Source organism: Cellvibrio sp. QJXJ (assembly GCF_024452345.1).
Taxonomy (GTDB): Bacteria; Pseudomonadota; Gammaproteobacteria; order Pseudomonadales; family Cellvibrionaceae; genus Cellvibrio.
In genome coordinates this window covers 3,264,941-3,291,857 of the sequence record NZ_CP101662.1, presented here as the reverse complement: position 1 = coordinate 3,291,857, position 26,917 = coordinate 3,264,941, and the positions used below count along the sequence as shown (strand labels likewise).

At 48.5% G+C, this 26,917-nt stretch carries 12 protein-coding genes; all 12 read left to right on the top strand.

Annotation, left to right across the window (positions count from 1 at the left end):
- Nucleotides 1-6 precede the first annotated feature (6 nt).
- A complete protein-coding gene (locus NNX04_RS14260) occupies nt 7-1,299 on the top strand; it encodes an ATP-binding protein (RefSeq protein WP_261946204.1) in 1,293 nt (430 codons plus the stop codon).
- A 691-nt stretch (nt 1,300-1,990) separates the two neighbouring features.
- Nucleotides 1,991-4,987, top strand: a complete 2,997-nt coding sequence (locus tag NNX04_RS14255; protein WP_261946203.1) for a TonB-dependent receptor — start codon at nt 1,991-1,993, stop codon at nt 4,985-4,987.
- A 91-nt stretch (nt 4,988-5,078) separates the two neighbouring features.
- Nucleotides 5,079-7,958 carry a fibronectin type III domain-containing protein gene (locus tag NNX04_RS14250; RefSeq protein WP_261946202.1) on the top strand — a complete coding sequence of 960 codons (2,880 nt, stop codon included), beginning with the start codon at nt 5,079-5,081 and terminating at the stop codon, nt 7,956-7,958.
- A 106-nt stretch (nt 7,959-8,064) separates the two neighbouring features.
- Nucleotides 8,065-11,418: a pectinesterase family protein gene (locus NNX04_RS14245; protein ID WP_261946201.1), complete on the top strand. Its 3,354-nt coding sequence runs from the start codon at nt 8,065-8,067 to the stop codon at nt 11,416-11,418.
- Between the two features lie 98 nt (nt 11,419-11,516).
- The gene (locus NNX04_RS14240) at nt 11,517-13,487 is read left to right on the top strand and encodes a pectate lyase family protein (RefSeq protein WP_261946200.1); all 1,971 of its coding nucleotides are present in this window, start codon (nt 11,517-11,519) and stop codon (nt 13,485-13,487) included.
- 679 nt (nt 13,488-14,166) lie between these two features.
- Nucleotides 14,167-17,664 (top strand): pectate lyase family protein, encoded by a 3,498-nt coding sequence (locus NNX04_RS14235; RefSeq protein WP_261946199.1) that lies wholly within the window; start codon nt 14,167-14,169, stop codon nt 17,662-17,664.
- 143 nt (nt 17,665-17,807) lie between these two features.
- Nucleotides 17,808-20,627, top strand: coding sequence for a pectate lyase family protein (locus NNX04_RS14230; protein WP_261946198.1), 2,820 nt, complete (start codon nt 17,808-17,810; stop codon nt 20,625-20,627).
- A gap of 706 nt (nt 20,628-21,333) precedes the next feature.
- Nucleotides 21,334-24,159 carry a monovalent cation/H+ antiporter subunit A gene (locus NNX04_RS14225; protein WP_261946197.1) on the top strand — a complete coding sequence of 942 codons (2,826 nt, stop codon included), beginning with the start codon at nt 21,334-21,336 and terminating at the stop codon, nt 24,157-24,159.
- Entirely contained in the window at nt 24,159-24,551 is a 393-nt protein-coding gene (locus NNX04_RS14220; RefSeq protein WP_007639170.1) for a Na+/H+ antiporter subunit C, read from the top strand. The genes NNX04_RS14225 and NNX04_RS14220 overlap by 1 nt, the downstream gene beginning before the upstream one ends.
- Nucleotides 24,548-26,098, top strand: coding sequence for a monovalent cation/H+ antiporter subunit D (locus NNX04_RS14215; RefSeq protein WP_261946196.1), 1,551 nt, complete (start codon nt 24,548-24,550; stop codon nt 26,096-26,098). Before NNX04_RS14220 ends, NNX04_RS14215 begins: the two co-directional genes overlap by 4 nt.
- On the top strand, nt 26,095-26,637 hold the full coding sequence (locus NNX04_RS14210; RefSeq protein ID WP_261946195.1) for a Na+/H+ antiporter subunit E: 543 nt from the start codon (nt 26,095-26,097) through the stop codon (nt 26,635-26,637). The genes NNX04_RS14215 and NNX04_RS14210 overlap by 4 nt, the downstream gene beginning before the upstream one ends.
- The gene (locus tag NNX04_RS14205; protein ID WP_040391064.1) at nt 26,619-26,888 is read left to right on the top strand and encodes a K+/H+ antiporter subunit F; all 270 of its coding nucleotides are present in this window, start codon (nt 26,619-26,621) and stop codon (nt 26,886-26,888) included. The genes NNX04_RS14210 and NNX04_RS14205 overlap by 19 nt, the downstream gene beginning before the upstream one ends.
- Nucleotides 26,889-26,917: the final 29 nt, after the last annotated feature.

Here is a 26,917-nt window from a genome sequence, read left to right as displayed (position 1 = left end):
ATTCTGATGAACCGCGCCTTTATATCCCTGTATTTTTTTATTGTCGCCTCGGTAGTATTAATTGGCTGGGGGCTCAATCAATTTTGGGAAAACCTCGCGCCCGAGCAGCAACCGACAGCGGAAGTCGTGGCGCTGCTGCAATTGATCGAGCAGGATTTATTAAGCCAACAACCACAGCCAAATGATGGCTATGCACAGCGCGCGCAGCAAATTGCCGCGCACCTCGCGGTGGATCTGGAGTTATTATCGCTGGACGATGTGGCGCAATCGGCCGCGCTGCAGCAATTGCACGCCGGTGAAATTCTGGCGAGTCGCAGTGACAGTCATATCATTTGGTATCAACGCCTTGCGCAAACTGATCAAGTGATGATGTTGATGTTGCCCTTAGGCGATGAAAGCGGCGCGCCTTTGTATCGGCTGTTGCTAATTTTGTTTTATCTCGCGATTGCGCTGGTGATTTATATTTGGGTGTGGCCACTCTCGCGCGATAGTAAAAAACTGGAATTACAAACCCGCACTCTGGGCAAAGACGGTGTGCCCGACACCCTAAAAATTTCCCCTGCCTCTACCCTCTACCCTCTGGCGCAAGCGTTTAATCACATGGCGCAGCGGTTGCGCGAATTAATTGCTTCGCACCGCGAAATGACCAACGCTGTATCCCACGAATTGCGCACGCCGCTGGCGCGGATGAAATTTGCTTTGGCATTACTCGATGAACAACAGCTCGATGAAAAAAATCGCCGTCAATTGCGCAGTGTGGAGCAGGATGTGGCGGAAATGGAGGCACTGATTAGCGCGCTGTTAATGTATGCCGGCTTTGAACAAAAAACCCAACAGCTGCAGCAAACACCGGGACATATGATGGATATGCTCGCTGAGATCGGCGCGCGTTTTCATCGCCACAATGAACGGCAGTTGCAGTTGGAAATTATCGACAAAACCCAAGGTCAGGAATTTAGCTGCGAGTGGAAGCTGATGGAAACCGTGCTGCAAAACCTGATCAACAATGCCGCGCGCTACGCCACTCACACCATTCGCGTGGAGCTGACACAAACTGCTATTCACTATTGTATTGCGGTAGAAGATGACGGCCCCGGCATTGCTGCCGAACAACGCGACAAAGTTTTTGAATCCTTTGTACGCCTTTATGGCGAAAGCACCAGCAATACCGCCACCGGCGGTTTTGGCCTGGGTCTTGCCATAGTAAAACGCATTATGCAGTGGCATCACGGCGGCGCGGTATTTGTTGACCCCCAGACCCTGAGCGGCGCGCGGGCGGAGATTCGGTGGCAGAAATAGGTGTCCAGAAGTGTGTGATGAGCGCTTCTGTCGGCAGCTGGAGCGCCAGTAACTGAACAAATAGTAGATTTAGCTGACAAAAATGTTTCCAATCGAAACACTTTTATATCAAAAAGTGGCGCATTTTTCGTTTTCTGTTGAAATATTGCACTATTTTCACCAGAATCGGGTATCGAGCTAGTCAATTTTTAAATGATAGGTGTAGTATCCATCACCTGTGATCGATGTCTCGATTTGCAAAATAATAAGAGTTGTCCCGGTCGTATTACTCAATCCCTCGGCAAAGAAAATTAATAATCAGAGTGCCCTAGTGCACCATGGAGCAATGCTCCCGCCATTCGCCTGGCACTATAAAACTAAAATCTGGCAATGTAATTTCTATCTCGGTTAATACCAAAATCACCACTGATTTTGGTGGTGGCTCCTAAGCATTCTGAATTCCAGAGCTTGCAAAAAAGCCACGAGATAAATGAAAACAGCATCAACTACATTTCAACCTTCAAAGGTTGGTTCGCCTTGGCTAGCATCATTGCTAAGCCCCGCGTATACCTTTGCGCTGTATTTTCCCTCGTCCTTCTTTGTGCCGCTCTTCAGGGCTGTTTTGTTGCGTCTGTTTAATACGCACACCACTAACAGCCCGCTGTTAAAAATTATTTAACAATTTTTTCAAGCTGTAAAATAGGGGAAGACTATGCATAAGAAACGTTTATTACCACTGTGTATTGCGTTGGTCGCGAGTGGCCAGTTGTATGCGCAGGAGGTGTCAAATTCCGCTGATGTGGAAGAGGTGACGGTCACTGGTGTTCGTAGAGCAGAATTAAATGCGCGGGAAGCTGAGCGTGAAAAGAATATTTTTAGCTCGGTGATTTCACAAGATGATGCCGGTAATTTCGCCGACCAAAACGTTGCTGAATCATTGCAGCGTCTACCTGGCATCACTCTGCAGAAATCCGAAGGTGAAGGTAAGTTCGTTTCTGTGCGTGGTCTTGGCCCGGGTTTTGTAACTGTGCAACAAAATGGATCTGAACTGGCAACAGCAGGTGATGATGGACGTGCGTTTGCGTTGGATGCAATTCCTGCCGACTTACTGGGTGCGATTGAAGTATTTAAATCGCTCACTCCTGATATGGATTTGAACTCTATTGGTGGTGTGGTTAACGTAAAAACCGTTAGTGCATTTGATCGCAAAAAAGATTCTCTGCGTCTGAACGTACAAGATTATTATCAGGATTACAGCGAGGAGCACTCACCTAAGATATCGATTCAAGGTACTAACTTATTTGCCGATGACACCATAGGCTTGGGCTACTCACTGTCCTGGGAGGAGCGCAAAACTGTCAATCAAGAAATGATTCATCATGAAACTACTGACCCGCGCTTTGTACCGTTGAATTTTTCCAATGACGAGCAATTAAATGATTTGAGCAGTTATATGCTCATTCCGTTTGAATTCCAAAACCGCCAGGAAGTCGCCGAACGCGAGCGCAAAGCCATGTCTTTGGATTTCGGTTATCGTCCTACAGAAAACAGCGAATACTATTTGCGCACCAGTTATACCCAATACACCGACTTGGATTTAGCGTGGCGCGAATACTATCGTTTTGGGCAGGCGCAACAGACGATTACCGAAACAACGGTTAATGGCGTACCAACCCAAGTGCGTGAAAATGACATAGCTTATTTGGATCGCACCACTTCTACATTTGCCGTATTGGATACCGATATTCAACAGCAAATGTTTATTCAAGAAACTGACAACACTACGAAATCTTATTCCTTAGGCGGAAAGAATATTTTTGAGGTTAACGGTGGTGAATACACTGTGGACTATGACTATACATGGTCTGAAGCAACCTCCGAAAAGCCAGATGGCCGCCGTGTGCAATTCCGTGTGCGCGATGTTCCCGTTATCGCGCGTTTTGGAAAAGATTTTATTCGCGCCCAAGCTGTAGGTGAAACGGAGATAAATCAATTGCCGGGTGTGGCGGGGGGCTATCTCTCCGGTCAGTCTCAAGGCTATGGAAGCAATGGCATTAGCATGGATAAATTTTTGTTCGACAATTTATTTGTCGAGGATGCCTCGCGTGCTGATGAGCTAGATAGCTTTAACTTTAACTTGAAGCGTGATTACAGTGATGGCTGGCTCAACTACTGGAAAACGGGTGTAAGTGTTAAAAACCGCACTCGAGAGCGCGATCAGGATCGTTGGAGTTTGGCGCCAAATTCGCAAAAGCACCTCTGTTTAACATTGGATGCTCCATTGTCAGGTACTTGTAGTCTTTATGCAGATCAAGGCTCTGCCAAGCTGTTGCAGCATGAAACCGCCTATGTGGATCATCCAAGCTTTGTATATCCGGCAATTACTTATGCAGGCGCAGAAAATCTATTGAATGCGGTTAATGTAATTACATCTACGAGTGATACCCAGCAGGGTCTGGAAAGTATTTATCGCGATTACACGCTAACAGAAGATTCTCTCGCCTTTTATTTTATGGGTGAGTTTAATCTTGCGGAGAACCAGTCGTTAATAGTGGGCGCTCGCTGGGATCAAACCGAGTTTTTCTCCGATGGTTATTTTGCAATTAATAATGATAATTTTGATCTGGGTAGTGGCAATGAAGTGAGTGTTGACTATTCCATTCCTATGCTGCCCGACTCAACCAAATACGATAACTGGTTGCCAAGCATTCACTACCGCTTTGAGCCACGCGAAGATATTTTAATTCGCTCATCTATCTGGACCAGTTTTACCCGCCCCTCTTTTGATCAGGCGCGTACATTTGCCAATTTGGAAAGTAATTTTAGCCTCTGTAACCCAAGCACGGGCTTATGCTCCACTACGGGTGGTGGTGCTACTGAAGCCGAATTGAAAAATTTCACTCTCGGTTCTGATAATACTTTGCGCCTCGGCAATCCAAGTTTAGTGGCCATGACCTCCACTAACTACGATGCGTCAATCGGCTGGTATTTTGATGAAAGCCTGTTTATGCAAGCGGCAATTTTTTATAAAGATATTGCCGACTACATTGTAGATGTACAGGGTGTACAAATGGCAGTGAGAGATTTGCCTGTGCGTTTACCTATTGAGCAGGTTGAAGCGTTTACCATACCTCAAGATTTGGTGATTAATAATGTTAATACCACGGTGAATGGTGATAACGCTAAGGTATACGGTATTGAGTTTACCTTTGTGAAAAACTTTGACTCTGGTTTATTTTTGCAGTCCAACATGACATTTATGAATAGTGAAGCGCGCATGGGCGATTCTATTCGTGTTGGTACTACGCAGTTGCCGGAGCAGGCAGACACCACAGCTAACATGACATTTGGTTGGGAAAATGAAGTCGTTTCTTTACGTTTGAGTGGTAACTACAACAGCAAAATACTTAAGCGTTTGGGAGCTTGCCCAGCCGGAACGGAAAATCGTTTGATATCTACACCAGACAATCCTGGTGCTACCTGCAAAATCTGGTCAGACGTGTATTTGGATGAAACTATTGGTGTGGATTTCAAAGCCACCTACCAAGTCACTGATGAGCTGAAAGTCTATTTTGATGCACTTAATATTACCGATCAGTACATGACCAAGTACTTCCAAGGCAATGAGTATTCTGGTGGAAAAATCATGTATCACAATGAAGCGTTTGGTCGTTCATTCCAAGTGGGACTGAATTACAAATTTATGTAATTGAGCAGCGCCTCTGGTGAGGTGCTTTACTCCCAAAACCCTATGGGGCGGTTTGTACCGCGTAACGATTTAATAGATTTAGGTAACAGCTATGAAGAACGTAAAACTTTTCAGTATGACTTTGCTCAGCGCAGCATTAGTCGCCTGTGGTGGTGGTAGTGGCAGCCCGGAAAAACCGGATTTGTGTCAGGAATACGGTTTGGAGAATTGCGATCGTTTCACCCAGCCTTCCTCATCCAGTGCGGCGAGTGTGGCTCCACCGGTCAATAATATTTTGCCTTTTCACGAAAACTTTAGTGCGCCAAATGCAAGCTCTTTTTTTGATTACAGCTATAAGTCCCTGTTAGAGCCTAATGCAGAAGACACTAATAATACTTTTTATTATTCTACCTCGGGGTTGGATTCCGGCCGTGTATTGGTCGGTGAGGGCAAAATGACTCTAGGCAATGCGCGTTTCACTATCGGTCAGCGTTTGCAAACAACGGGTACGCACATTAACCCAGCGACAGTTGTGACAGATTACAAAGTGGGCACGACCCAAACTGCGGATAATCAAAATTTCCCAATGACCAGATCCTGGGGTGAGTTGGATCTTACCAATCCGTGGAAAATGTCGTTCTGTATACGCGAATTTGAAAAGTTCAGTGGTACGCCGGCAAACCAGCAGTTCATGGTGTATATCGACAATAACTCCACCACATCTGGGCAGTCCATGCATGGCACTGCCAGTCTGTTAACAGAAATTAGTTTGGACGTGTTTGAAGCGGGCAAACGTCTAGAAATTACCTTTCCTGGCATAGATCCAACAGTGGCGACAGGCGAAGTGCGTATTGATGGTCAAGTGCGAGCATTAGTCACCAACAAGGTGGGTACTACCAGTTCATTTTTGCAATTGCGTGTACCCAGCGCTGGCGTAGTAACCATTAGCGATCTGTGGATGGGCTATCAAGCTAATACCACGAGTGAGCCTGCGGCAAATACTTGTACCATTGGTGAGCGTCTACCTAACTGGAACGTGCCTATGCCGCCAGAAGCACCCGTGGCGCCAACCTTTGAACCAGGCAATAACCAGTTACGTGTGAATTGGCCAGTTGCATCACGTGCTACTAGTTACGTTGTGGCTTACAACACCATTGATTCCTTGGAGGGAGCAACGTTAATTGGTAATGGTGATGTGAAAATTACGGGAACAACAACCCTCATTACTGGTTTGGAAAACGGCACCAGCTACTACTTGTTTGTTAAAGCGATTAACAACGGTGGTGAAAGTGCATTTGGTCCGAGTGCAGTGGGTGTGCCAGAAGTACCTGCAACAGCTCCTGAAACTCCAACTGGTTTAACAGTTTATGGTGACAGTCAGCGTGCATTGGTGACATGGGCTGCAACTGATGGTGCAGAAAGTTATTCATTGGCGGTGAACACCCAAAATGAAACCACTACTGCCACTGTGACCGACGGAATTACCGATACTTATAAGCGTTTAACCGGTTTGGTTAATAACACGCCTTATTATGTATTTCTGAAAGCGGGTAATGCAGTGGGTGATAGCGCCTATACCGCAGCACAAGCTGTCACTCCTGCTCCATCGCCCTTTATCTATCAAGCAAATTTCGCGGTAACCAAAGATCTATTTTTTGGTACTAATGGCCCAGCGGTACAAACATTGGGTGTTGATAGTGAAGTACCTATGCATTTCATCGCTGGTGGTGGTGCAGGTATTACCTTAGAAGCGGGTGGTATTCGTTTGGCATCCGGTGGTCGTTTCACTATTGGCCAGGTAGTTGCCCCAAACAGTGAGGGAGTATTAACCCAGACGCCTACGGCATCTTCAGATACCAGCGTAAATGGTGTGCTCGATCTGAGCGGTTATTACAAAGTAGTGATAAATGTGGTCAGCGCCCCAGATAATACTGGGTTATTCCAAGTTTACTTAGACAACAACACTACCAGCGGCGGCTCCTCGATTCATCAGACAACGGCTGCGTCACGCTTAATCAATAGAACTGCAAATACTATTACTGATGGTGAAGAAATTGTATTTGAAATGAATACCAATCGCCGCGGCACTGCAACCTCATTTATCCAGTTGCGTGTTGATGGCGCTATGGGTGCAGAAGGTATTTTGATTAGTGGTGTGCGTATTGAAGCAATCGATGCTCCTGTTGAAAGTTCTTCCAGCAGCGAAGCCAGTTCTTCTGCTCCGGCTAGCAGCTCAGCACCGACAAGTTCAGAAGTATCAAGCTCAGTAGCTCCTAGTTCAGAAGCTAGTAGTTCTTCAGCACCTGCTAGCAGCTCGGAAACATCAAGTTCAGAGGCAAGCAGTTCTTCTGTTGATGGCGGTGCTTCCTCATCCGACGCGGCGAGTTCGTCTAGCGCGGCAAGTGGCGTTGTGACTAAAACCTGGGGTTATGATTCCAGCGCTTACGCTACGGCGGGTACTGATTTATTTACCGCTGCATACACAGTAGCAGGGGATAACAGTATTAAAGCAGGCGCAGATATTACAGTTGATGGACTGCATTTCTATTCAACTGCTGCAAACGTGATGCGCTACCGTCCCGCGGGTTCAACAAACAATGCAACCGCTCTACCTTGGTGGAATACCAACGGCGCGTTCTTTAGCAATAACACCACCATGATGCCTGCGGTGGGTGAAGATATGCCTTCCAATATTCGCGCCTACATTTCAATACCTGTTGAATCGGGTAAAGCAGTGACCTTGAATGTGAGTTTCAAACAAACTGGCTCAGGCGCGACTGCAGCCAAAGTTGCCCTTATAGGTGGAGTTTCACCATTGAAAGCGCTTGCAGTAGCTGACGCCAGTTTTGCCGCTGCAGGTGGTGATAGTGGTTCCAGTATTACGCTTACTTTGGATGCTACACATAGTTTGACCGAGGTCAGATTTATTTATGGAAGAGAAGGGTTAACCACTGGCGGAGTAAATATTACCGCGATCGAGCGCATTCAATAAGTTGTTAGCTTTGAAATGAAAATGCGAAAAATAAGCCGATTTTTATCGGCTTATTTTTCCACCAAAAAACGTTCGTAAGATTAATAATAAAAACGGATTATCGACTATGAAAACTACATCTCTGATTGCATTGTTATGTGCTGCAGGTGCATTGACTGCCTGTGGCGGTTCTAATAATTCATCCAATTCAAACTCAAGTTCCAGCGCTCAGCTTTCCAGCGTTGCCCTGAGCAGCAGCTCCGTGGCGCTGTCCAGTGTGGAGGTATCAAGTGAACAATCGAGCGAACAATCGAGTGAGTCCAGCTCGGTAAGCAGTTCCAGTGAAGAAGCGTCATCCAGTGCCGTGAGCAGTTCTGCTCCTGCAACTGCGTGGGCGTGCCCGGCAACAGGTCTGTATTTCTGCGATGATTTTGGCTTGAACAACAGCGACAAATGGAATTTAAAACCCACCACCCTAAATACTTTGGTGCCCACCGGTGCATTTGATATTGCCGATGACAATGGCAACTACACATTACGTTATACCGCTGACAGTGTTGGTGGTGTGATTGCACTGGTTAAACCAGAAGCCTTTGCCGGTGTGACCTCGGCTGACTATTACGTCGAAGCAAAAATTCGCCCGCGTGCTAACGGCACTACCAGTAACAAACAAATTTATTTGATCACTCGCTATGTGGATGGCAATAACTGGTATGCCGGTGCACTCAATGTGCAAAACGCGACTACCAGCACCCAAGTGGAAATTGCCAAGATGAAAGACGGCTCCATCAGCCGGCCTAAACAAGTGAAAAAGCCCATTGAGCAAGGCACCTTGGGAATGCTGGATGGCCAGTGGTATACCCTGCGCATTGAAGCGTTGGGCAGTAACCTCACGGTGTATCTGGATGGCGAAACCATCGCGACTCACACCGACGCAGATTTCACTGCCGCCGGTTTAATCGGTTTATGGACCGCGAATAAATCGTTTGAAATTGACGATGTAAAAGTGGGTAACGCCAATGAAAAACCGGCATCACTGTTAATTTCACCTGCAGCCAATAGCTATGCGGCGGAAGTGGGCGATGCACCCCGTGCAATTACCATCACTGCTAAAACCGATGCCGGTGCTGACGATAGTGTGACAGTGGTATCCAGCGATAATGCGGTGGTAAGTGTGAGCACGACGGGCAACACTGCCACACTTACGCCCGTAGGTGAGGGCAGTGCAACACTCACTTTCACCAGCAATTCTGGTTTGGTGCGCACCATTACCGCGACTATTGCACCGCAATTTGTGATGCCTACTGCTAGCTACACTTTTACTAACCAGCTTTCACCGGCTGCTGGTGAAACCAATGCCTATGAAGATGCAACGCTGAAATTGACGTTTGATTCTGCTCCTACCTTGGGAACCGCCGGTAGCGTGCGCATTTTTAAAACCAGCGACGATTCATTGGTCGATAAAATTGCCTTGGTGGATGAAAGTGATGCAATTGGTTTTGGCACTTTACGCAACCTGAAAACCAAACCCATTCGCATCAGCGGCAATACCGCCAGCATTAGTTTACACGCGAATAAATTGGAACCTGGCACCAGCTACTATGTAGCGATTAGTGAATCAGTATTTACCGGTGCAACTTTAGCGGGTCAAGCGTTTACAGGCTTGGGTAAAAATGCCAACTGGAATTTCACCACCCGCCCGGCGCTTGCAGCAGGGATAACCAGTTTGGTGGTGGATGACAATGGCACCACCGCGCATTTCCGTTCGGTGCAAGGTGCGCTGAATTATGCGATGAAAAATATCGCTTTGGACGATGCGGCCACTATCACCATCAATAATGGTATTTATGAAGAGCCACTGTATCTGCGCAACAAAAATAATGTGACGTTGATTGGTGAGTCGCGCGATAACACGGTGATTCAATATCCCAACAACGAATTGCTCAACTCCGGTTCTACCGGGCGCGCGTTATTTTTGGTGGAAACAGCAGACATGTTGACGCTGGAAAACCTCACCCTGAAAAACACCACGTTAATTGGTGCCGGTGGTCAGGCTGAAACAATTTATTTCAATAGCACTAACGGCCGTTTGGTGGCGAAGAACGCCAACTTTATCAGTGAGCAGGATACCTTGTTGCTAAAAGGTTGGACTTGGTTCTACAACTCACTGGTTGCGGGGAATGTGGATTTTATTTGGGGTTACAGTAAGGCTTCATTGTTTGAGAAAAGTGAAATCCGCTCCCTGGGTCGCTCTACTGGTAACAACAATGGCGGTTATGTATTGCAAGCGCGCGTTGAAGCGGCGGGCGATAAAGGTTTTGTATTTCTCAACTCCAGCCTGACCAGTGGTGCAGGTCCAACCGGTGAAACGCCAATCGATGGCACTCACTACTTGGCGCGCAGCCCAGGTGGCACAACTACCTTCGATAACATCGTGTTTGTTAATACCAAAGTCGGTTCGCACATTAATGCAATTGGTTGGGCGGGTTTAGGTATCAATTCGCAACCGGCCGCTAATCCGGCAACGGGCACTGCGACCACTGGCTGGCGCGAATACAACAGCATGGATTCGAGTGGTGTACCGCTGAGTCTGACTGGTCGTCAGTTTGGCTATTCATTATCGCTCGCGGAAGCAGCGGGTTATTGCAGCCGTGCGCAAGTATTTGCTGCCTACAACAGCGGCGCTGGTTGGAATCCATTGCCGGATGACATCAGTGACTGTGTGAATGTAGAAGGTGTAGTGACCTCATCATCTGCTTCGAGCGTGTCGTCTACTGAAAGCAGCAGCACATCCAGTGCAGCGACTTCCAGTGAAGCCAGCTCATCAACCAGCTCAGACATGGTAGGTGGGTCTTCAAGTGATGCAAGCAGTTCATCAAGCAGTGTGGCTCCAGTGACTACGACATGGATGCCTACTTATACCGATCTGCAAGCGCTGGTAGCTGCTGCGCCAGCAACTAACAACAATGCCAACTTCAATGCGACTATTGCCCCAGTCACCATCGGAGGAATTAAATTCTATTCCTCTGGTTCAGGTAGTTTGCGTTTACATTTGAATAGCGCTGGCACTGAGTATGCCGTGAATTACAACGGCACCTCTGCCAAAGACGATACGTCTGGCAATCCGGTTACTTTTGTGGAAGGCAGTAGTCAGGTCAATCCAACCGCGCTTAATTTAGCCGGTGGAGTAACCCGTTTTGTATCCGTACCTTTTACACCTGTTGCAACACCAGTGACCTTAACGGTGACCTATTCAAATGGCAGTGCTACTGCAGCAGGGGCATGTCAGAACGGCCAAATCGCTATTGTTGATCAGACCGGAAAAACCTGGAAGGTTGCATCCTCTTGCAGTAATCCAGCGCAATCAACGGTTAGTGTCACAATTACTGATGCGACAGTATCCGAATTGTTTGTCTTGATGAGCCGCAACGGTGACGGTGGTGGTGGCATTCGTATCTGGAAAATTGAAATCACTAAATAAAATTTTACATTAATCCGAGAATACGATCGGCATTGTCCGATCGTTTTGTATTTAGGCTGGGATGCAAAACCTACAGCAGTAATAGAGGTAGATATTTTATGAAACACAGTAATCTTGTTCTCAGTCTTGCCGCCGCAGTTGCATTAACAGCCTGCGGCGGTGGAGGTGGTGGTAGCAGTGGAGGTAACTCATCTGCCGCTCAACTTAGCTCTAGTCCACCAGCGGCCTCATCCACCCCGTCGTCCGTGGTAAGTAGCACATCGCTAGCTGTGGAGAGCAGCTCGTCATTGGTTGCTAGTACCGCAAGCTCTTCTAGCGTTGTTACTGAATCTAGCAGCAGTCTTTTATCATCTAGCTCAGTTAGTAGTGCAGCGTTAAGTAGTAGCAGTACTAGCAGCGTAGCTTTCGACTTCACCAGTTGTAATAACTTTAATACTGCGCAAGGTTTTGCGGCGGCTGGCAATGGAGTGACTGGTGGTGCAGATACCGGTTTGGGCAATAACACAGTGACTGTGACCAACGGTGTGCAATTAAATAGTGTGTTAAGTGCAACCAACGCGACCTACAAAGATTTGCCTTTAATTGTGTATATCGATGGGCCGATCACCTGGGCGAATTCCAACAATACCGAAATTCGTGTGCGTCGCAGTAATGTCTCTATTATTGGTTTGGAAAATAGCGGCGAATTTGATGGTGTAGGTATGCGCATTAGCCACGGTGCGAGCAATATTATTGTGCGCAATTTACTGATGCATGAAGTACCGCAAGCTAACGGCGCAGGCGATCATATTCATCTGGATGGGCAAGACGGCGCGGTTAGCAATATCTGGATTGATCACAACGAGTTTTACAACGATCTGACCGTCGATAAAGATCTTTATGACGAGCTAGTCAGTGGTCGCAGTGATGTTAAAAATGTGACTATTTCCTATAACCTGTTGCGCAATAGTCAAAAAACCTCCCTCTGGGGTTCTTCAGATGATGCAGTTGCGGAAGATGTAGGCCGCACAATCAGTTTCCATCACAACCACTGGAAAGATGTGGTATCGCGTTTGCCACTTTTCCGTTTCGGCGAAGGCCATATCTGGAACAACTACTACCAGAACGTGACGGGTACGGGTATTAACTCGCGCATGGGTGCGAAGATACGTATTGATAACAATGTTTTTGAAAACGTAAAAAATCCTATTCTGTCAGTGGATAGTTCCAGCATTGGCTACTGGAATGCAACGGGTAATAGTTTCACCAGCGTCACTTGGAGCGACACCCCTGTAGCATCCTGCAGCACAGCACCTTGTTATGCCGGTACTAATGATTCTGTTACTACAGATTACCAACCGCCTTACACCTACAATGTTATGGCAACTGCCGATGTAAAAAACCATGTACAGACTTATGCCGGGCGCAACAAAATTAACAGTTGTTTGAATTTGCCGGAGGCCAGCAGCTCGTCGTCTTCTGCCCAATCTTCATCTGCTCCCAGCGGGATCGCCATTAATTGGAAGCCTAGCCATACCGAGTTAGCGTCCGCCGTTGTCTCTCAACCTGGAGCGAATGAAAATACCAATTTCAATGCAACAGCATCAACACCGATAAAAATTGGCGATTTCAATTTCCAATCATCTGGTGCCGGCAATTTGCGATTGCATTTGAATGGTGCAGGTACTGATTATGCGATTAACTACAACGGATCATCTTTGCGCACAGAGCCAACCACCTTGGTGGAAGGCACTAGTGGCCAAGTAAATCCAACCTTGCTCAGTGGTGCGACGGGCGTTTCGCGTTATGTATCCTATGCTTTTGCGCCAAGCAGTAATCCCATCACCATGACCGTAACCTATTCAAATGCCAGTGCTACAGCAGCAGGTGCTTGTCAAAATGGCCAAATAGCAATTGTTGATCAGACAGGAAAAACCTGGAAGGTCGCATCATCTTGCAGCAATCCGGAGCAATCAACCGTTAGCGTGACCATTGCCGATGCGACTGTCTCTGAATTGTTTATTTTAATGAGCCGCAATGGTGACAGCGGTGGTGGCATTCGTATCTGGAATATTGAAGTTACCCAGTAACTTCTACTTAAAAACGGCCAGTACATGCTGGCCGTTTTTATAAATGCCAGACAAATAAAACGGTAAATTCGAGTAGATATGTAACATCAAAATACTATCTTACGCTGTAACCCTTTACAGATTGAAATGTGACTTGATTAATAGTTTAAAAAATTCAAGAATTGACGAATCACCCGCCAACAAAGGCGGAAAAATATAAAAATAACTTCAGAAATATAATTGGGACGGACGTTCCTGAATACCTCGGCATTGGTTTGGTTATCAAATTATTACAATAACCTAGAGAAAACGGCCAATGAAAGTTCTACTACTGATTCTGTCAATTTTTGCTGCTTGTGATAGCAGCACTAATTTATCCAATTTATACTTTCTGCGTTCGTTCTCTCTTGCCAATAGTTGCTCATCGTTTATCAAGCCATGCAGTTTGCATATAGTCTTTTTAAGACTGTCTTATATTAATCCCCCCGATTTTGAACTTTCAAAAAATAGAATAATTTTTCCAATAAATACTCGCAGGCTTTGTGAGTGTTAACGCTTTTATATGCAGAAGTTGGCTAACCAGCTCAGTAATTACGGCAGTAGTAAAAGGTCTTGATAAATAACAAGAATATTGCATGCAAATGCAGTAACTCTTGTTGTTGAAACAATAAAAATTACAGCGATTTATCAGGAATCAACAATGAAAACATCAATTGTATCAACCCTCGTGCTCAGCCTGTTGATGGTTGGTTGCGGTGGCTCAGGCTCAGGCAGTAAAAACACCAGTTCAGCTCCATCGTTATCATCCAGCACTGCTGTATCTGTCAGCAGTATTGCTAGTTCAGATCAGGCAAGTAGTTCAGTACCGGTATTGACCGGCGTGTTTCTCGATGCAGCCGTGGCCAATCTTGGTTACCGCACTGCAACCCGGCAAGGTGTAACCAATACCAATGGCGAATTTAATTATCTTGCTGGTGAATTAATTACCTTTTTTATCGGTGGGTTGGAATTACCCAGTGTAATAGCGAGCGACATTATTACGCCCATGGATATCGCCGATACCAAAAGCCTTAACGATAATCAACTCATTAATATTTTGCGTTTATTGCAAAGCCTCGATGCCGATGGCGATCTCTCAAACGGTATTGAAATTACCGCCGCCGCGATTGCCGCCGGTGTTGTGTTGGATTTCACTGTAGCACCCGATGTATTTGCAGAATCGCCTGCCGTAAAAGCGCTGTTGCAAGCATCCGGAAGTGTTAATCAGGAATTGATTTCTACCGAACAGGCGCTCGCGCACTTTCAAGAGACGTTGGCATTTATTAACGGCACGTCTTCCAGCAGTTCCAGTCAAACTGCAGAAAGCAGTTCATCGGCCACCAGCGAAGACGTAATTGCAGTGCCAGAGTCATCGGTGAGCAGCGCGTCTGTTGTAAGTTCATCATCCAGTGAAACTGTAGTTGCGAGCTCCAGCTCCAGTGCTATTAGTGAAATACCCGCAGTCAGCTCCGCTTCATCGACAAGCAGTATTGATAGTGGCAGCACCGGGATTCGCCCTGCAAAAATGGAAGGTTTTGCCGCCTATGCAGGAGTGACTGGCGGCGCGGGTGGTCCAGTGATTACTGTGACTACAGGTACTGAATTAAATGCGGCATTGTGTGGTGTACGCAGTAGCAATAAAACCGCACCGGTTATAATTTTGGTAAACGGCACCATCAATCACGGTAATACTACTGCGCAGGGTTGTAATACCCAGCCCGATGTGATTGAAATAAAACAAATGAGTAACGTCTCGATTATTGGTGTAGGCTCCAACGCATTGTTTGATCAAATTGGCATTCATGTGCGCGATGCCTCCAACATCATAATCCAGAACGTACATATCCGGAATGTGAAGAAAAGTGGTTCACCAATATCTAATGGTGGTGATGCCATTGGTATGGAGACGGATGTGGATCGCGTCTGGATCGACCACAACTGGTTGGAAGCATCGGGCGGCGAAAAAGATGGTTATGACTCACTGTTGGATATGAAATCCGGTGTGACTAACGTAACTGTGTCTTACAACAAGTTTAATGATTCGAGCCGTGCAGGTTTGGTTGGTTTTAACGATAGCGACACCAACAACAATATTACTTTCCATCACAATTATTATAAAAATATAGAGCAGCGCACGCCCTTGGTTCGCAATGCGCTGGTGCATGTGTATAACAACTATTATTCGAACGACAACATTAATACCATGATCCACGGTATTAATTCGCGTGCGAATGCAAAAGTATTGGTGGAAAGTAACTACTTCTACAACACCAATAATCCGCTGATTGCATCAGATGATTCACCTACACCAGGCTGTTGGCAAACCAATAATGACAACACAGTACTGCCGACGATTTATTACAGCCGTACCGTCGGTAATGGTGCCTTGGTTATTCCAGAAGTTATTGATGGCCAATTGCAATCAACCTGCGCAGTAACTGTGCCTTACACTGTCGAAATGGATCCGGCCGCATCTATACCAGAAATTGTGATGGCGAATGCGGGTGTGGGTAAAATTGGCAATGAGGGTGAAGCGACTAGCAGTTCTTCTGCAAATTCATCGGAAGCAAATACCTCAAGTAATGAATCAAGTGAGCAGTCATCCAGTGCCTTGTCAGTAGGTACTGCGGGTACGCTGAATGAAAGTTTTAATGTTGATAAAGCCACACTCTTCAGTGCGACCTATCAATCCATTTCTACCGATCCAAGCGCAGCACGCTACTTTGTTACTGGAGGCAATAGTGGCATTACTGTAACGAATAATGAGTTAACTATTTCTGCTGGCCGTTTCACTATTGGTCATCGTCCACCGCGCACAAATACCTTGGCAAGTGATACCAGTGCAAATGGTGATTTTGATTTAAGTCGCCCATACCGCATCAGTTTTAATGTAGTGGCTACTTCCGGTACAGGTAAGCTGCAAGTTTATGTTGATAACAATACGACAAGCGTTGCTAACTCAATGCATGGAGGTAGCTCCAGAGTATTTGATGCAGCAGTGAATACCCTGACTGCTGGACAGTTGATTGAAATTACACCCACTGTAGGCACCGCAACGTCGTTTATTGCATTCCGCACCGAAAGTTCTACCAGCGTTACAATTGATAATTTGAAACTGGAATATTTGGATGAAGGTTCATCTGAGTCTTCAGAATCTTCTGCGGGTGGTGCAGTGTCTTCAAGTTCATCGTCAGTCAGCAGTGAGGATGTCTCTTCAGGTTCTTCAATGGTTAGCAGTGAAGCTGAATCAAGCGCAGCGGAATCATCAGTAAGCAGCGAAGAGGCCTCTTCAAGTTCTTCAGTTGCTAGCAGTGAAATTGAATCATCATCCAGTTTAGTTGCATCTTCTGAGTCGAACAGTGAAGCATCATCAAGCGATGAATCTCCAGAATCATCTTCCAGCGTTGCAGAATCATCTGTTGCAAGCAGTGAAGAGTCTTCAAGTTCGGTTGCATCGTCTGAAGCTAGTAGTGAAGCAATGTCAAGTTCCAGCGAGTCAAGTAGTTCAACGCCATCAGTTGATTTATGGTTTGGGGCTTCATTGGATTTATTTGGATCTTCGACGTCAGTACCCCAAGGAAGCATAAGTGTAAATACTGCATCTAGTATCACATTTACAGCCAAAGGCGGCAGTCTGAATACGACAAATCGCAAGTTCTTTTTTGCGTATCAAGATGTAAGTGGTGATTTTGTATTTACTGCCCGCTTTAGTTCAATGACAGTGGCCAATGGCGGCTCTATAACTGTCAATAACAACAATCAATTCCGTTATGGCTTATTAATTACAGAAGCGATTACACCAGTGGCAAATTACATAGACCTCGGCCGTTTTGCGGAATTAGGTTATTACACATTGACAACCTCGCCAACCTATCAAGGATCGAGAGCATTTAAGTTAGATGTGGGTACTGGTTCTGCTCAGTCTCGCAGTAATGGTGCGTGGACAATTGGCCATTATTTACGTATAAGCAGAACAGGCAATAGCATCCAGTTATCGACATCAACAGATGGCGTTAATTTTACCGTTGCTAACACCAGTAGTTTTGTAAATGTTAATAATAATTCAATCGCAACATCTTTAAAGATTGGGTTCTTCGCGGCACCGGGCGTTGATGAACTGATGTTTGGTTTTGATAATATCTCAATCACTCAAAATTAATATTTGAAAGAAAAAACGCCCGGAATTACTCCGGGCGTTTTTCTATCCAAAAAAAATAGAAGCCAGATGTTGGCGCATATCAACCGGCAATAGTTATTGGTCTGATAATCAATAAAAACGACAATGTTTTATCAGGAAAAACTATGAAGAAATTAATTATTTCAGTCACTATGCTCAGCGTATTGATGACCGCCTGTGGTGGTTCTGGGTCAGGTAGTAGTAATACGAGTTCTGTTGCATCCTCACTCTCCAGTTCGACAGTATCTGTAAGCAGTATCGCGAGTTCAGAAGCTAGCTCAGCACAGACCAGTAGCCAGGCGCCGGTAGCAACAGGCGTATTTCTCGATGCAGCGGTTGCCAATATTGGTTACCGCACGGAAACCCAAGAAGGTTTTACCAACACTAATGGTGAATTCAGCTATCGCATAGGCGAATTAATTACATTCTTTATTGGTGGGTTGGAATTACCCAGTGTAGTAGCAAAAGACATTATTACGCCGCTGGATATAGTCAACACAGAAAGCCTTACCGATAACCAACTCATTAATATACTGCGTTTATTACAAAGCCTTGATGCGGATGGTGACGCAAGCAACGGTATTGAAATTACTGCCGCTGCAATTGCAGCCGGAACAGTTTTGGATTTCACTACAGCGCCGGAAGTGTTTGCCGAATCACCGGCGGTAAAAGCATTATTGCAAGCATCCGGTAGCATTAATCAGGAACTGATTTCTGCGGAACAAGCCGTAGCGCATTTTCAAACTACTTTGGAATTAATTAACGGGCCATCGTCCAGTAGTTCGAGCCAATCATCAACGCTGATTATTGAATCCAGTTCATCTATGAATAGTAGTGAAGGTGCTGTTGCTTCAAGTTCCTCAGTTAATAGTAGTGAAATAGTTGTTGAATCCAGTTCCTCTGCAGCTAGCAGTGAAGAACCTATTGCATCAAGTTCTGCAGGTAATGTGGCCGAAGTATTTTTTACGGAAACCTTTGAAGGCGCTACTGCCAGTAATTTCTACACAACCTATCGCGTTAACGGCAGCGGTCAATCGCTCTATAAAAAATCCGGTGGTACGCCAGTGTTTGCAGATGGCACCATTACCTTAACCGGTGCGCGTTTTACCATTGGTGAAGTGGGTAAAGATCTGGATTTAAGCAAGCCCTACAAAATTTCATTTGATGTGATGCAAGCCATCGGTTCCGGAAAAGTACAGATTTTTGTGGATAACGCCAACACCTCCGGCGATAGAATCTTTAATGAAAATGCCAATACTCTGGTTGTGGGTCAACGGTTTGTATTGAGCGCTAGCGATGGCACGGCGAATTCTTTTATACAGATTAGAGCAGAAAGCACCGCGACTTTGACGATTGATAATCTGGTCATTGAATATACCGATGCGGCGGGTTCATCCAGCAGTGCGTCATCCACAGGTAATGCAGGTGCGAGCAGTTCTGCGGCAGGCGGGGTAAGTTCAAGTGCTAATTCATCGATTATTTCATCGAGCCTGAGCAGTTCATCATCAAGCGCACCTTATATTCCCGGCGATGTAAACCTGAGTGCGGACTGTATTAATCTCGCCACTAATCCCAACGTAAACTGGCGCGATACCGCCTTGCAAACCGATCAGGAAATTGTGGAGTGTTTATATAAAACCCTCGGTACTCCAGTGGGCTATGGTGAAAATGCCAAAGGCGGATACGATCCTAACGGCAACAGCAAACTCACTATCATCACTAAAAATTCCAGCACCTCGGTTGAACAGCAAGTGTTGGATGCAATTAGCGGTGAAGCGCACAACTGGATTGTGTTCGACAAAATCCAATTCGCGCAGCCAACCGAAATTGGAATGTACCGTTTGGGTTGCAGCAATCCGACTGTGCAATCCATTCTCGGCGCAACCGAAGCGGAGTGTGTGAATTACCAGCAGTGGTGCGCAAAAAACAGTGTGAGTGAATCGGCCTGTGTGAGCACTTTCTTTAACACGGCGATGAACAAATCCAATAACCCGATTCGCAATCCGGCGATTGGCTCCAACAAAAGTATCGATGGTCGCGGCAGCGAGGCGTACTTCCTGTTTAGCGGTTTTGCGATTGGTAAAGATTCCACTGGCCAACCGACACAGACCGCAACCAGTGTGATTCTCACGCACTTGAACTTTAAAGGCGCAGGCCACACCGAAGACCATTATGTTGACCCGGATATGATTCGCTCCACCGGCGCATCACACGATATTTGGATTCACAAAAATACCTTCGATACCACCGGCGATTCCGCGTTTGATGTGAAAGTCGGCGCCTACGGTATCACCATGTCATTCAACGCAATCCTCGATGTCAAACGCGCAACACTGCACAGCTCCAGCGATAGCCACACAATCGATGCGCAAATCAGAACCACTATGCACCACAATTTATTTGTGACGCGCGATGCGAGTTATATGGCGCTCGGTAATACCCTGCGCCGCGTACCGCTGATCCGCCGTGGTACCTCGCATATGTTGAACAATGTGTTTGTGAATTATCGCAAAGACCTGCTCAGCATTCGTGTGGGCGCGAGCGTGTTGCAGCAAGACAATATGTTTGTGGTCAACCGCATCCATCAGGAAAAAGCGGATCTGGCGGCATCACTGGCGGAGCTGAAAAATAATTTGATCCGCGATGTGACCGGCGGTAATTATCGCGGCGAAGGCAACTTTGTTTGGTTCGGCGATGCGGCCTGCAACCTCGATGAAACCACCAAAACCGGCTTTACCATTAGCTCGGGTGCAGTGGCTAATTTGGCGGAGAACTATTCCGCCACCTCACAGGGCCTATTGGGCAATTGGCATTTTGCGGCTGGGCAGGATCTGGTGGATTACCTGAGCGCTACGGCAGGTAAATATGGTCAGGTGCCGTTTAATTCGCCTTTGTCGGGCGACCGTCATTATGTTCTGGGTTTGGGTAAGGTGGCCTGTCAGTAATTGCAGTGGGACAAAACGATTGGCTATATAGCGAAATGGCGCAATATTCATCATTTTCTATGGTCTATATAGTCAATCGATATTTGTCTGTAAAAATTTGTATGTTATAAATGACTTGTCTATAGGGAATGGCATGGTTTGCAACAATCAACTTTTCCGTTTGCGGTAACGTATTGATTGCAGATCATTTTAATAAGAATAGAAACATAGACACGGGTCACGGCCCGATTTCCTAGCAGGTACCCTTTATGTCCACTCTCAGTATTCGTCAGCAGCTCATGCTCTGCGGGTTATTGATTACTGCACACGTCGTTGTTTTTGCATTAGCTCCTGCCTAAGTTTTTTAACTGAAAACCAGGGCCGCAAAGCCACAGCCACCTCTCAATCAGGGGGCTGTGGCTTTTGTGTTTTTGGGCGTAAGGAACTGTGAAAAAAAACGCCATTGACTGGCATCTGCACGCCAAAATGGGTATAACAGAAGCATGTTGACTTCCTGTTTTGTCCACACATCGGATGCAAAACATCCGCACACCAATGCCTTCTGGCTGCGCAGCCGCTCGCCGCTGTGTCAGCGCCATCCCTTTTTTACTGACCCACCTGCGTTAATCTAAAACTCGTCTGCGTTTTATGCTTATAGTCAGCCTGTTGCGCTGGCTGTAGTTATGCATCTGTTGTGCATTGTCATCAAGCATTCCGGGGATATCGCATGGAATTGTTGTGGATCATCTTACTGCCCCTGCTGGGCGCGTTTTTGCCGCCCTTATGCGAGCGCTTTGGGCGCACTATTTGCGCGGCCTCGGCGTCGATAGGGCCGCTGTTGGCACTGGCTTTATTGGTGTCCTACCTGCCCGCGCTGTTTGAGCGGCAACTGTTTTTCTTCCATCTGGATTGGCTGCCGCAGCTGGGCATGGATTTGAGCCTGCGCCTCGATGGCTTGGGCATGATGTTCGCGCTGTTGATTGTGGTGATTGGCCTGCTGGTGATTTTTTACGCCCGCTACTACTTGGATAAACAGGATTCCCTCGGTCGCCTCTACGCACTTTTGCAACTGTTTATGATGGCGATGCTCGGCATAGTGCTAGCCGATAACATCCTGCTGTTGGTGGTGTTTTGGGAGCTGACCAGCCTGAGTTCATTCCTGCTGATTGGCTATTGGTCCCAGAAGAGTGAGGCGCGTAAAGGCGCGCGTATGGCGCTGGCGATTACCGGGGCAGGGGGGCTGACGTTACTCGCGGGCGCGTTGATTCTTGGCCAAATAACTGGCTCTTACAGTCTGCAAGTGATCACTAACTCGGCCGATTTGATTCAGGCGCATGCGCTTTACCCGGTCGCGCTGATCCTGATTTTGATCGGCGCCTTTACCAAATCAGCCCAGTTTCCCTTCCACTTCTGGTTGCCTCATGCCATGGCGGCACCCACACCGGTATCGGCCTATTTGCATTCGGCGACCATGGTGAAAGCAGGCGTATTTCTGCTCGCGCGTTTGTATCCCGCGTTATCGGGTTCGGATTTGTGGTTCTATCTGGTGACGTTCACCGGCCTTGCGACTCTTGTGTTTGGCGCTTATACCGCGCTCTTTAAACACGACCTTAAAGGCTTGCTTGCCTATTCCACCATCAGCCACCTCGGGTTGATCACCATGTTGTTGGGCTTTAGCAGTGAGCTGGCGACGGTGGCGGCGCTGTTTCATATCGTCAATCACGCGACCTTCAAGGCCTCGCTGTTTATGGCGGCGGGCATTATCGACCACGAAACCGGCACCCGCGATATGCGCCGCATCAACGGCATGTGGCAGTACATGCCGATCACTGCGACCGTGGCCATGGTGTCGGCCTCGGCCATGGCCGGGGTGCCACTGCTCAACGGGTTCCTGAGTAAGGAGATGTTTTTTACCGAGACCTTGCAGGTGGAGTTGATGGGCGGGTTCGACTGGATTATCCCGCTGATGGCGACGCTCGCCGGGATTTTTGCAGTGGCCTATTCCTACCGGTTTATTCACGATGTGTTCTTTAACGGCCAACCCATCAACCTGCCCAAGTTCCCGCCCCACGAGCCGCCGGGTTTTATGATCTTGCCCATGGCCATTTTGGGGGTGCTCTGTTTGCTGGTAGGTATCCTGCCCAATTTCACGGTCGCGCCCATTCTGGATGCGGCCAGTTACGCGGTGTTGGGGGAGGGCATTCCCGACTATCACATCGCCATTTGGCATGGCATCAACCTGCCGCTGGCGATGAGTGTGACGGCGCTGCTCGGCGGCTTGCTGCTCTACTACCAGCGCAAAGGGCTGTTTGCGTTTTATGAGCGTGGTTACCGGGTGGATCAGAAAGAAGAGTTTGAGAAACGCATCCAGAGCCTCGTGCGCTTTGCCCAGCGCGTGACCGATGCTATCGAAAACGGCTCCTTGCAGCGCTCGGCAGCGCTGTTTATCACCACGGCGTTAGTGATGGCGGCGGTGGAATTCTGGCCGCTGGGTTCCCTGCTAGGGAATGTCGCGCTCACGCCGGTGGACTGGGTCAGCTTGTTGCTCGCGGTAGTGTTGATGATCGCCGCATTGGTGACGGTCGTTATCCATCACAACCGCCTTGCAGCGCTCTTGGTGCTGGGCGTGGTGGGGCTGATTTTGTCGCTCGCTTTCGTTCGCTTCTCCGCGCCGGATCTGGCGCTTACGCAAATTTCGGTCGAAGTAGTGACCATTATCCTGCTGATGCTGGCGCTCTACTTCCTGCCGCAAATCACCCCGCACGATTCCGATAAGAGCCGGATTGTGCGCGATATCCTGCTTGCGGGTGGCGCTGGTTTGGGGGTGGCTTTGCTGACCATGGCGATTCTCACTCGTCCCTACGATACAAGTCTGGCCGACTTCTTCCTCGCTAACAGTGTCAGCGGCGGAGGAGGGACTAACGTGGTCAATGTGATTCTGGTGGACTTTCGCGGCTTTGATACCCTCGGCGAAATCACCGTACTGGCGATTGCCGGTCTGGGCGTTTACCTGATGCTCGACGGTTTGCGTTTGCCATTGCCGGGGATGGATGGCGAGGGTCGCCGCTGGGCGCGTGATCCTTATCCCCCCATCCTCACGGTGCTGTCGCGGATTTTGCTGCCGCTCGCGCTTATGGTCTCGGTGTACATTTTCCTGCGCGGCCACAACCAGCCGGGTGGGGGATTTATCGCCGGGCTGATCACCAGCATCGCGCTGATTTTGCAGTATGTGTGCAGCGGCTCGGCCTGGGTGCAGCAGCGCCTGCCACTGGATTATGGCCGCGTGGCGGTGTTCGGCGTATTGATCGCCACAATCACCGGCATTGGCAGCTGGTTATTCGGCTACCCCTTCCTCACTACCAGTTTTACCTATGTGAGCTGGCCACTGGTGGGCAAGTTTGAACTGGCGACGGCGATGATTTTTGATACCGGGGTGTACGTCACCGTGGTGGGTGCGACCCTCCTCATGCTGGCGCAGCTGGGCAATCTGGCGCAAACCACCTACAACACATCGTCCGGTACAGCTTATGGCGACTCAGAGGAGGCACACTGATGGAAGCGCTAATTGCGTTGGTGATTGGGGTATTGGTGAGCTGCGGTGTGTACTTGCTGCTGCGTGCCCGTACCTTTCCGGTCATTCTCGGCCTGACCCTGCTGTCCTATGGGGTTAACCTGTTTATTTTTGTGATGGGTCGCCTGCGCACCGGCGCACCGGCCGTGGTGAACAAGGGCGACAGCCTCAGCTCAACCCTCAACTATGCCGATCCACTCCCGCAAGCACTGGTACTCACCGCGATTGTGATCGGTTTTGCGATGACTGCCTTCCTGCTGGTGCTCGCCTTGCGCGCCCGCGCCGAACTGGGTAATGACCACGTGGATGGCACGGCGGGCTTGGGCGAAAAACCGGTCAAACCGGTTCGCCCATTAGAGGAGGACGAAGTTTGAGTCATTTACTGATCGCTCCTCTCTTACTTCCTCTGCTCACTGCAGTGCTGCTGATTTTTCTCTCCGGCCGCTCGCTATTGCTGATTCGCAGCTTAAGCATTATCTCCACCACGCTACTGGTGGCAGTGGCGATTGCTCTGCTGCAAGTCGCCAACGACGGTCAAATCCACCTTTACGCCTTGGGCAATTGGATGCCGCCGTTCGGAATCGTGCTGGTGTTGGATCGCCTGAGTGCGCTCATGCTACTGGTCACCTCGGTACTCGCGTTGTTCAGCCTTATCTACGCTTCACGCGGCACCGATGGCCCCGGCGACAAGCTCCACGCCATGGTGCAGTTCCTGTTGCTGGGGGTGAACGGCGCATTTCTGACCGGCGATTTGTTCAACCTGTTTGTGTTTTTCGAGGTGTTGCTCATCGCCTCATACGCGCTTTTGTTGCACGGTCGTGGCGCCGAACGGGCGCGTGCGGGTTTGCATTATGTAGTGATTAATCTGGCGGGTTCAGCGCTGTTTTTGATTGCTGTATCGGCGCTTTACGGCATTACCGGCAGCCTCAATATGGCTGATATGGCCGCCAACATCGCCCAACTCGACCCCGCCGATGCCCCCCTCGCCGCCACCGCCGGTGTGTTGTTGTTGGTGGTATTTGGCTTGAAAGCCGCCATAGCGCCGCTGTATTTTTGGCTGCCGCGCGCCTACGCCTCGGCCAGTGCGCCGGTGGCCGCGCTCTTTGCGATCATGACCAAAGTGGGCGTTTACACCATAGTGCGCACTTACACGCTGATCTTTGGCGATAGCGCCGGACCGCTGGCAAATCTTGCGTTGCCATGGCTCTGGCCATTGGCGCTGATTACGCTGGCGCTGGGCTTGCTCGGCGCACTGGCGGCGCGTGAACTGCGCATCCAGATCGCCTATTTGGTGGTGGTGTCGGTGGGCACACTGCTCGCCGGTATCGCGCTTAATACCGAAGCAGCATTGGCGGCGAGTTTCTACTATCTCATTCATTCGACCTGGATTTGCGGTGCGCTGTTTATGCTGGCCAATCTTATCCAGCGCCAGCGTGGCGACCTGGGCGATCGCATCACCAAAGGGCCGCGCATGGTGCAGTCGGCACTACTCGGCAGTCTGTTTTTTATCGCCGCTGTGAGTGTGATTGGCCTGCCGCCGCTAAGTGGATTTATCGGCAAGTTGTTGTTGCTGAGCGCTGCGGGTGCTCAAGGCAATGCAATCTGGCTGTGGGTGCTATTGCTCGCGGGCAGCCTCGCCACGTTGATGGCACTTAGCCGCAGTGGCTCCACCTTTTTCTGGCGTGGAGAGGGTGATGTAGTTTCAACCCGAGATGCAACCGATCCCGATGCCGGCAAACCATTAGCTCAAAAAGGTGAACTGCTGGCGGTAATCGGGCTTTTACTCTGCATTTTTATGGTCACGCTGGGCGCATCGACTGTGCTGGATTACACCCAGGCGCTAGCGCACCAGCTGTTATCGCCCGAGGCTTATATTCAAGCCATGCATAAATTCACCGCAATTGAGGGCAACTCACAATGAACCCACAACCGGCAACACCTTCCTCAACGGCACCTAAAGCGCGCAGCTGGTTTCCGCACAAAACACTGAGCGTTTTTCTGCTACTACTTTGGCTACTGTTGGCCAATGATGTCAGCGTCGGCCAAGTCGTACTTGGCAGCATTCTGGCTTGGCTCATCCCCTGGCTTACGCAAGGTTTCTGGCCCGAGTCCTTGCGCTTGCGTCACCCGCTGGTGCTGGTGAAATTTGTACTGGTAGTGTTCTGGGACATCCTCATTGCCAACCTGATTCTGGCGGTGCGCATCCTCGGCCCCATGCACAAACTGCAACCGGCGTTTATGCAGGTGCCGCTCGATATCCACCATGAGTTCACCATCACTCTGTTTGCCAGCACCATCTCACTCACGCCCGGCACAGTGTCGGCGGATCTGAGTTTGGATCGCCGCTACCTGCTGGTGCACAGCCTGCACGTTACCGATGTAGACGCCGCCATCGCGGAGATGAAACAGCGCTACGAAGCCCCGTTAAAGGAGGTATTTGAATGCTCACCACAGCCATAAGCATCGCCATGTTGCTGCTGGGCATCGCCATCGCCCTCAACCTCTGGCGCCTGATACTCGGCCCCTCGCTGCCCGACCGCATACTCGCGCTCGACACCATGTACATCAACGCCATCGCGCTGCTGGTGTTGTTTGGCATTTACCAAGGCAGCATGCTGTATTTCGAAGCGGCACTACTCATCGCGGTGATGGGTTTTGTCGGCACAGTCGCGCTCAGCAAATACCTGCTGCGCGGCGACATTATTGAATAATAGAAAGTCGAATAATGAAAAGTTAAATA

What these genes read in the sequence shown, in the direction of transcription:
- NNX04_RS14260 (WP_261946204.1), top strand. Translation starts at nt 7, where the DNA reads ATGAACCGCGCCTTTATATCCCTGTATTTTTTTATTGTCGCCTCGGTA.
- NNX04_RS14255 (WP_261946203.1), top strand. Translation starts at nt 1,991, where the DNA reads ATGCATAAGAAACGTTTATTACCACTGTGTATTGCGTTGGTCGCGAGT.
- NNX04_RS14250 (WP_261946202.1), top strand. Translation starts at nt 5,079, where the DNA reads ATGAAGAACGTAAAACTTTTCAGTATGACTTTGCTCAGCGCAGCATTA.
- NNX04_RS14245 (WP_261946201.1), top strand. Translation starts at nt 8,065, where the DNA reads ATGAAAACTACATCTCTGATTGCATTGTTATGTGCTGCAGGTGCATTG.
- NNX04_RS14240 (WP_261946200.1), top strand. Translation starts at nt 11,517, where the DNA reads ATGAAACACAGTAATCTTGTTCTCAGTCTTGCCGCCGCAGTTGCATTA.
- NNX04_RS14235 (WP_261946199.1), top strand. Translation starts at nt 14,167, where the DNA reads ATGAAAACATCAATTGTATCAACCCTCGTGCTCAGCCTGTTGATGGTT.
- NNX04_RS14230 (WP_261946198.1), top strand. Translation starts at nt 17,808, where the DNA reads ATGAAGAAATTAATTATTTCAGTCACTATGCTCAGCGTATTGATGACC.
- NNX04_RS14225 (WP_261946197.1), top strand. Translation starts at nt 21,334, where the DNA reads ATGGAATTGTTGTGGATCATCTTACTGCCCCTGCTGGGCGCGTTTTTG.
- NNX04_RS14220 (WP_007639170.1), top strand. Translation starts at nt 24,159, where the DNA reads ATGGAAGCGCTAATTGCGTTGGTGATTGGGGTATTGGTGAGCTGCGGT.
- NNX04_RS14210 (WP_261946195.1), top strand. Translation starts at nt 26,095, where the DNA reads ATGAACCCACAACCGGCAACACCTTCCTCAACGGCACCTAAAGCGCGC.
- NNX04_RS14205 (WP_040391064.1), top strand. Translation starts at nt 26,619, where the DNA reads ATGCTCACCACAGCCATAAGCATCGCCATGTTGCTGCTGGGCATCGCC.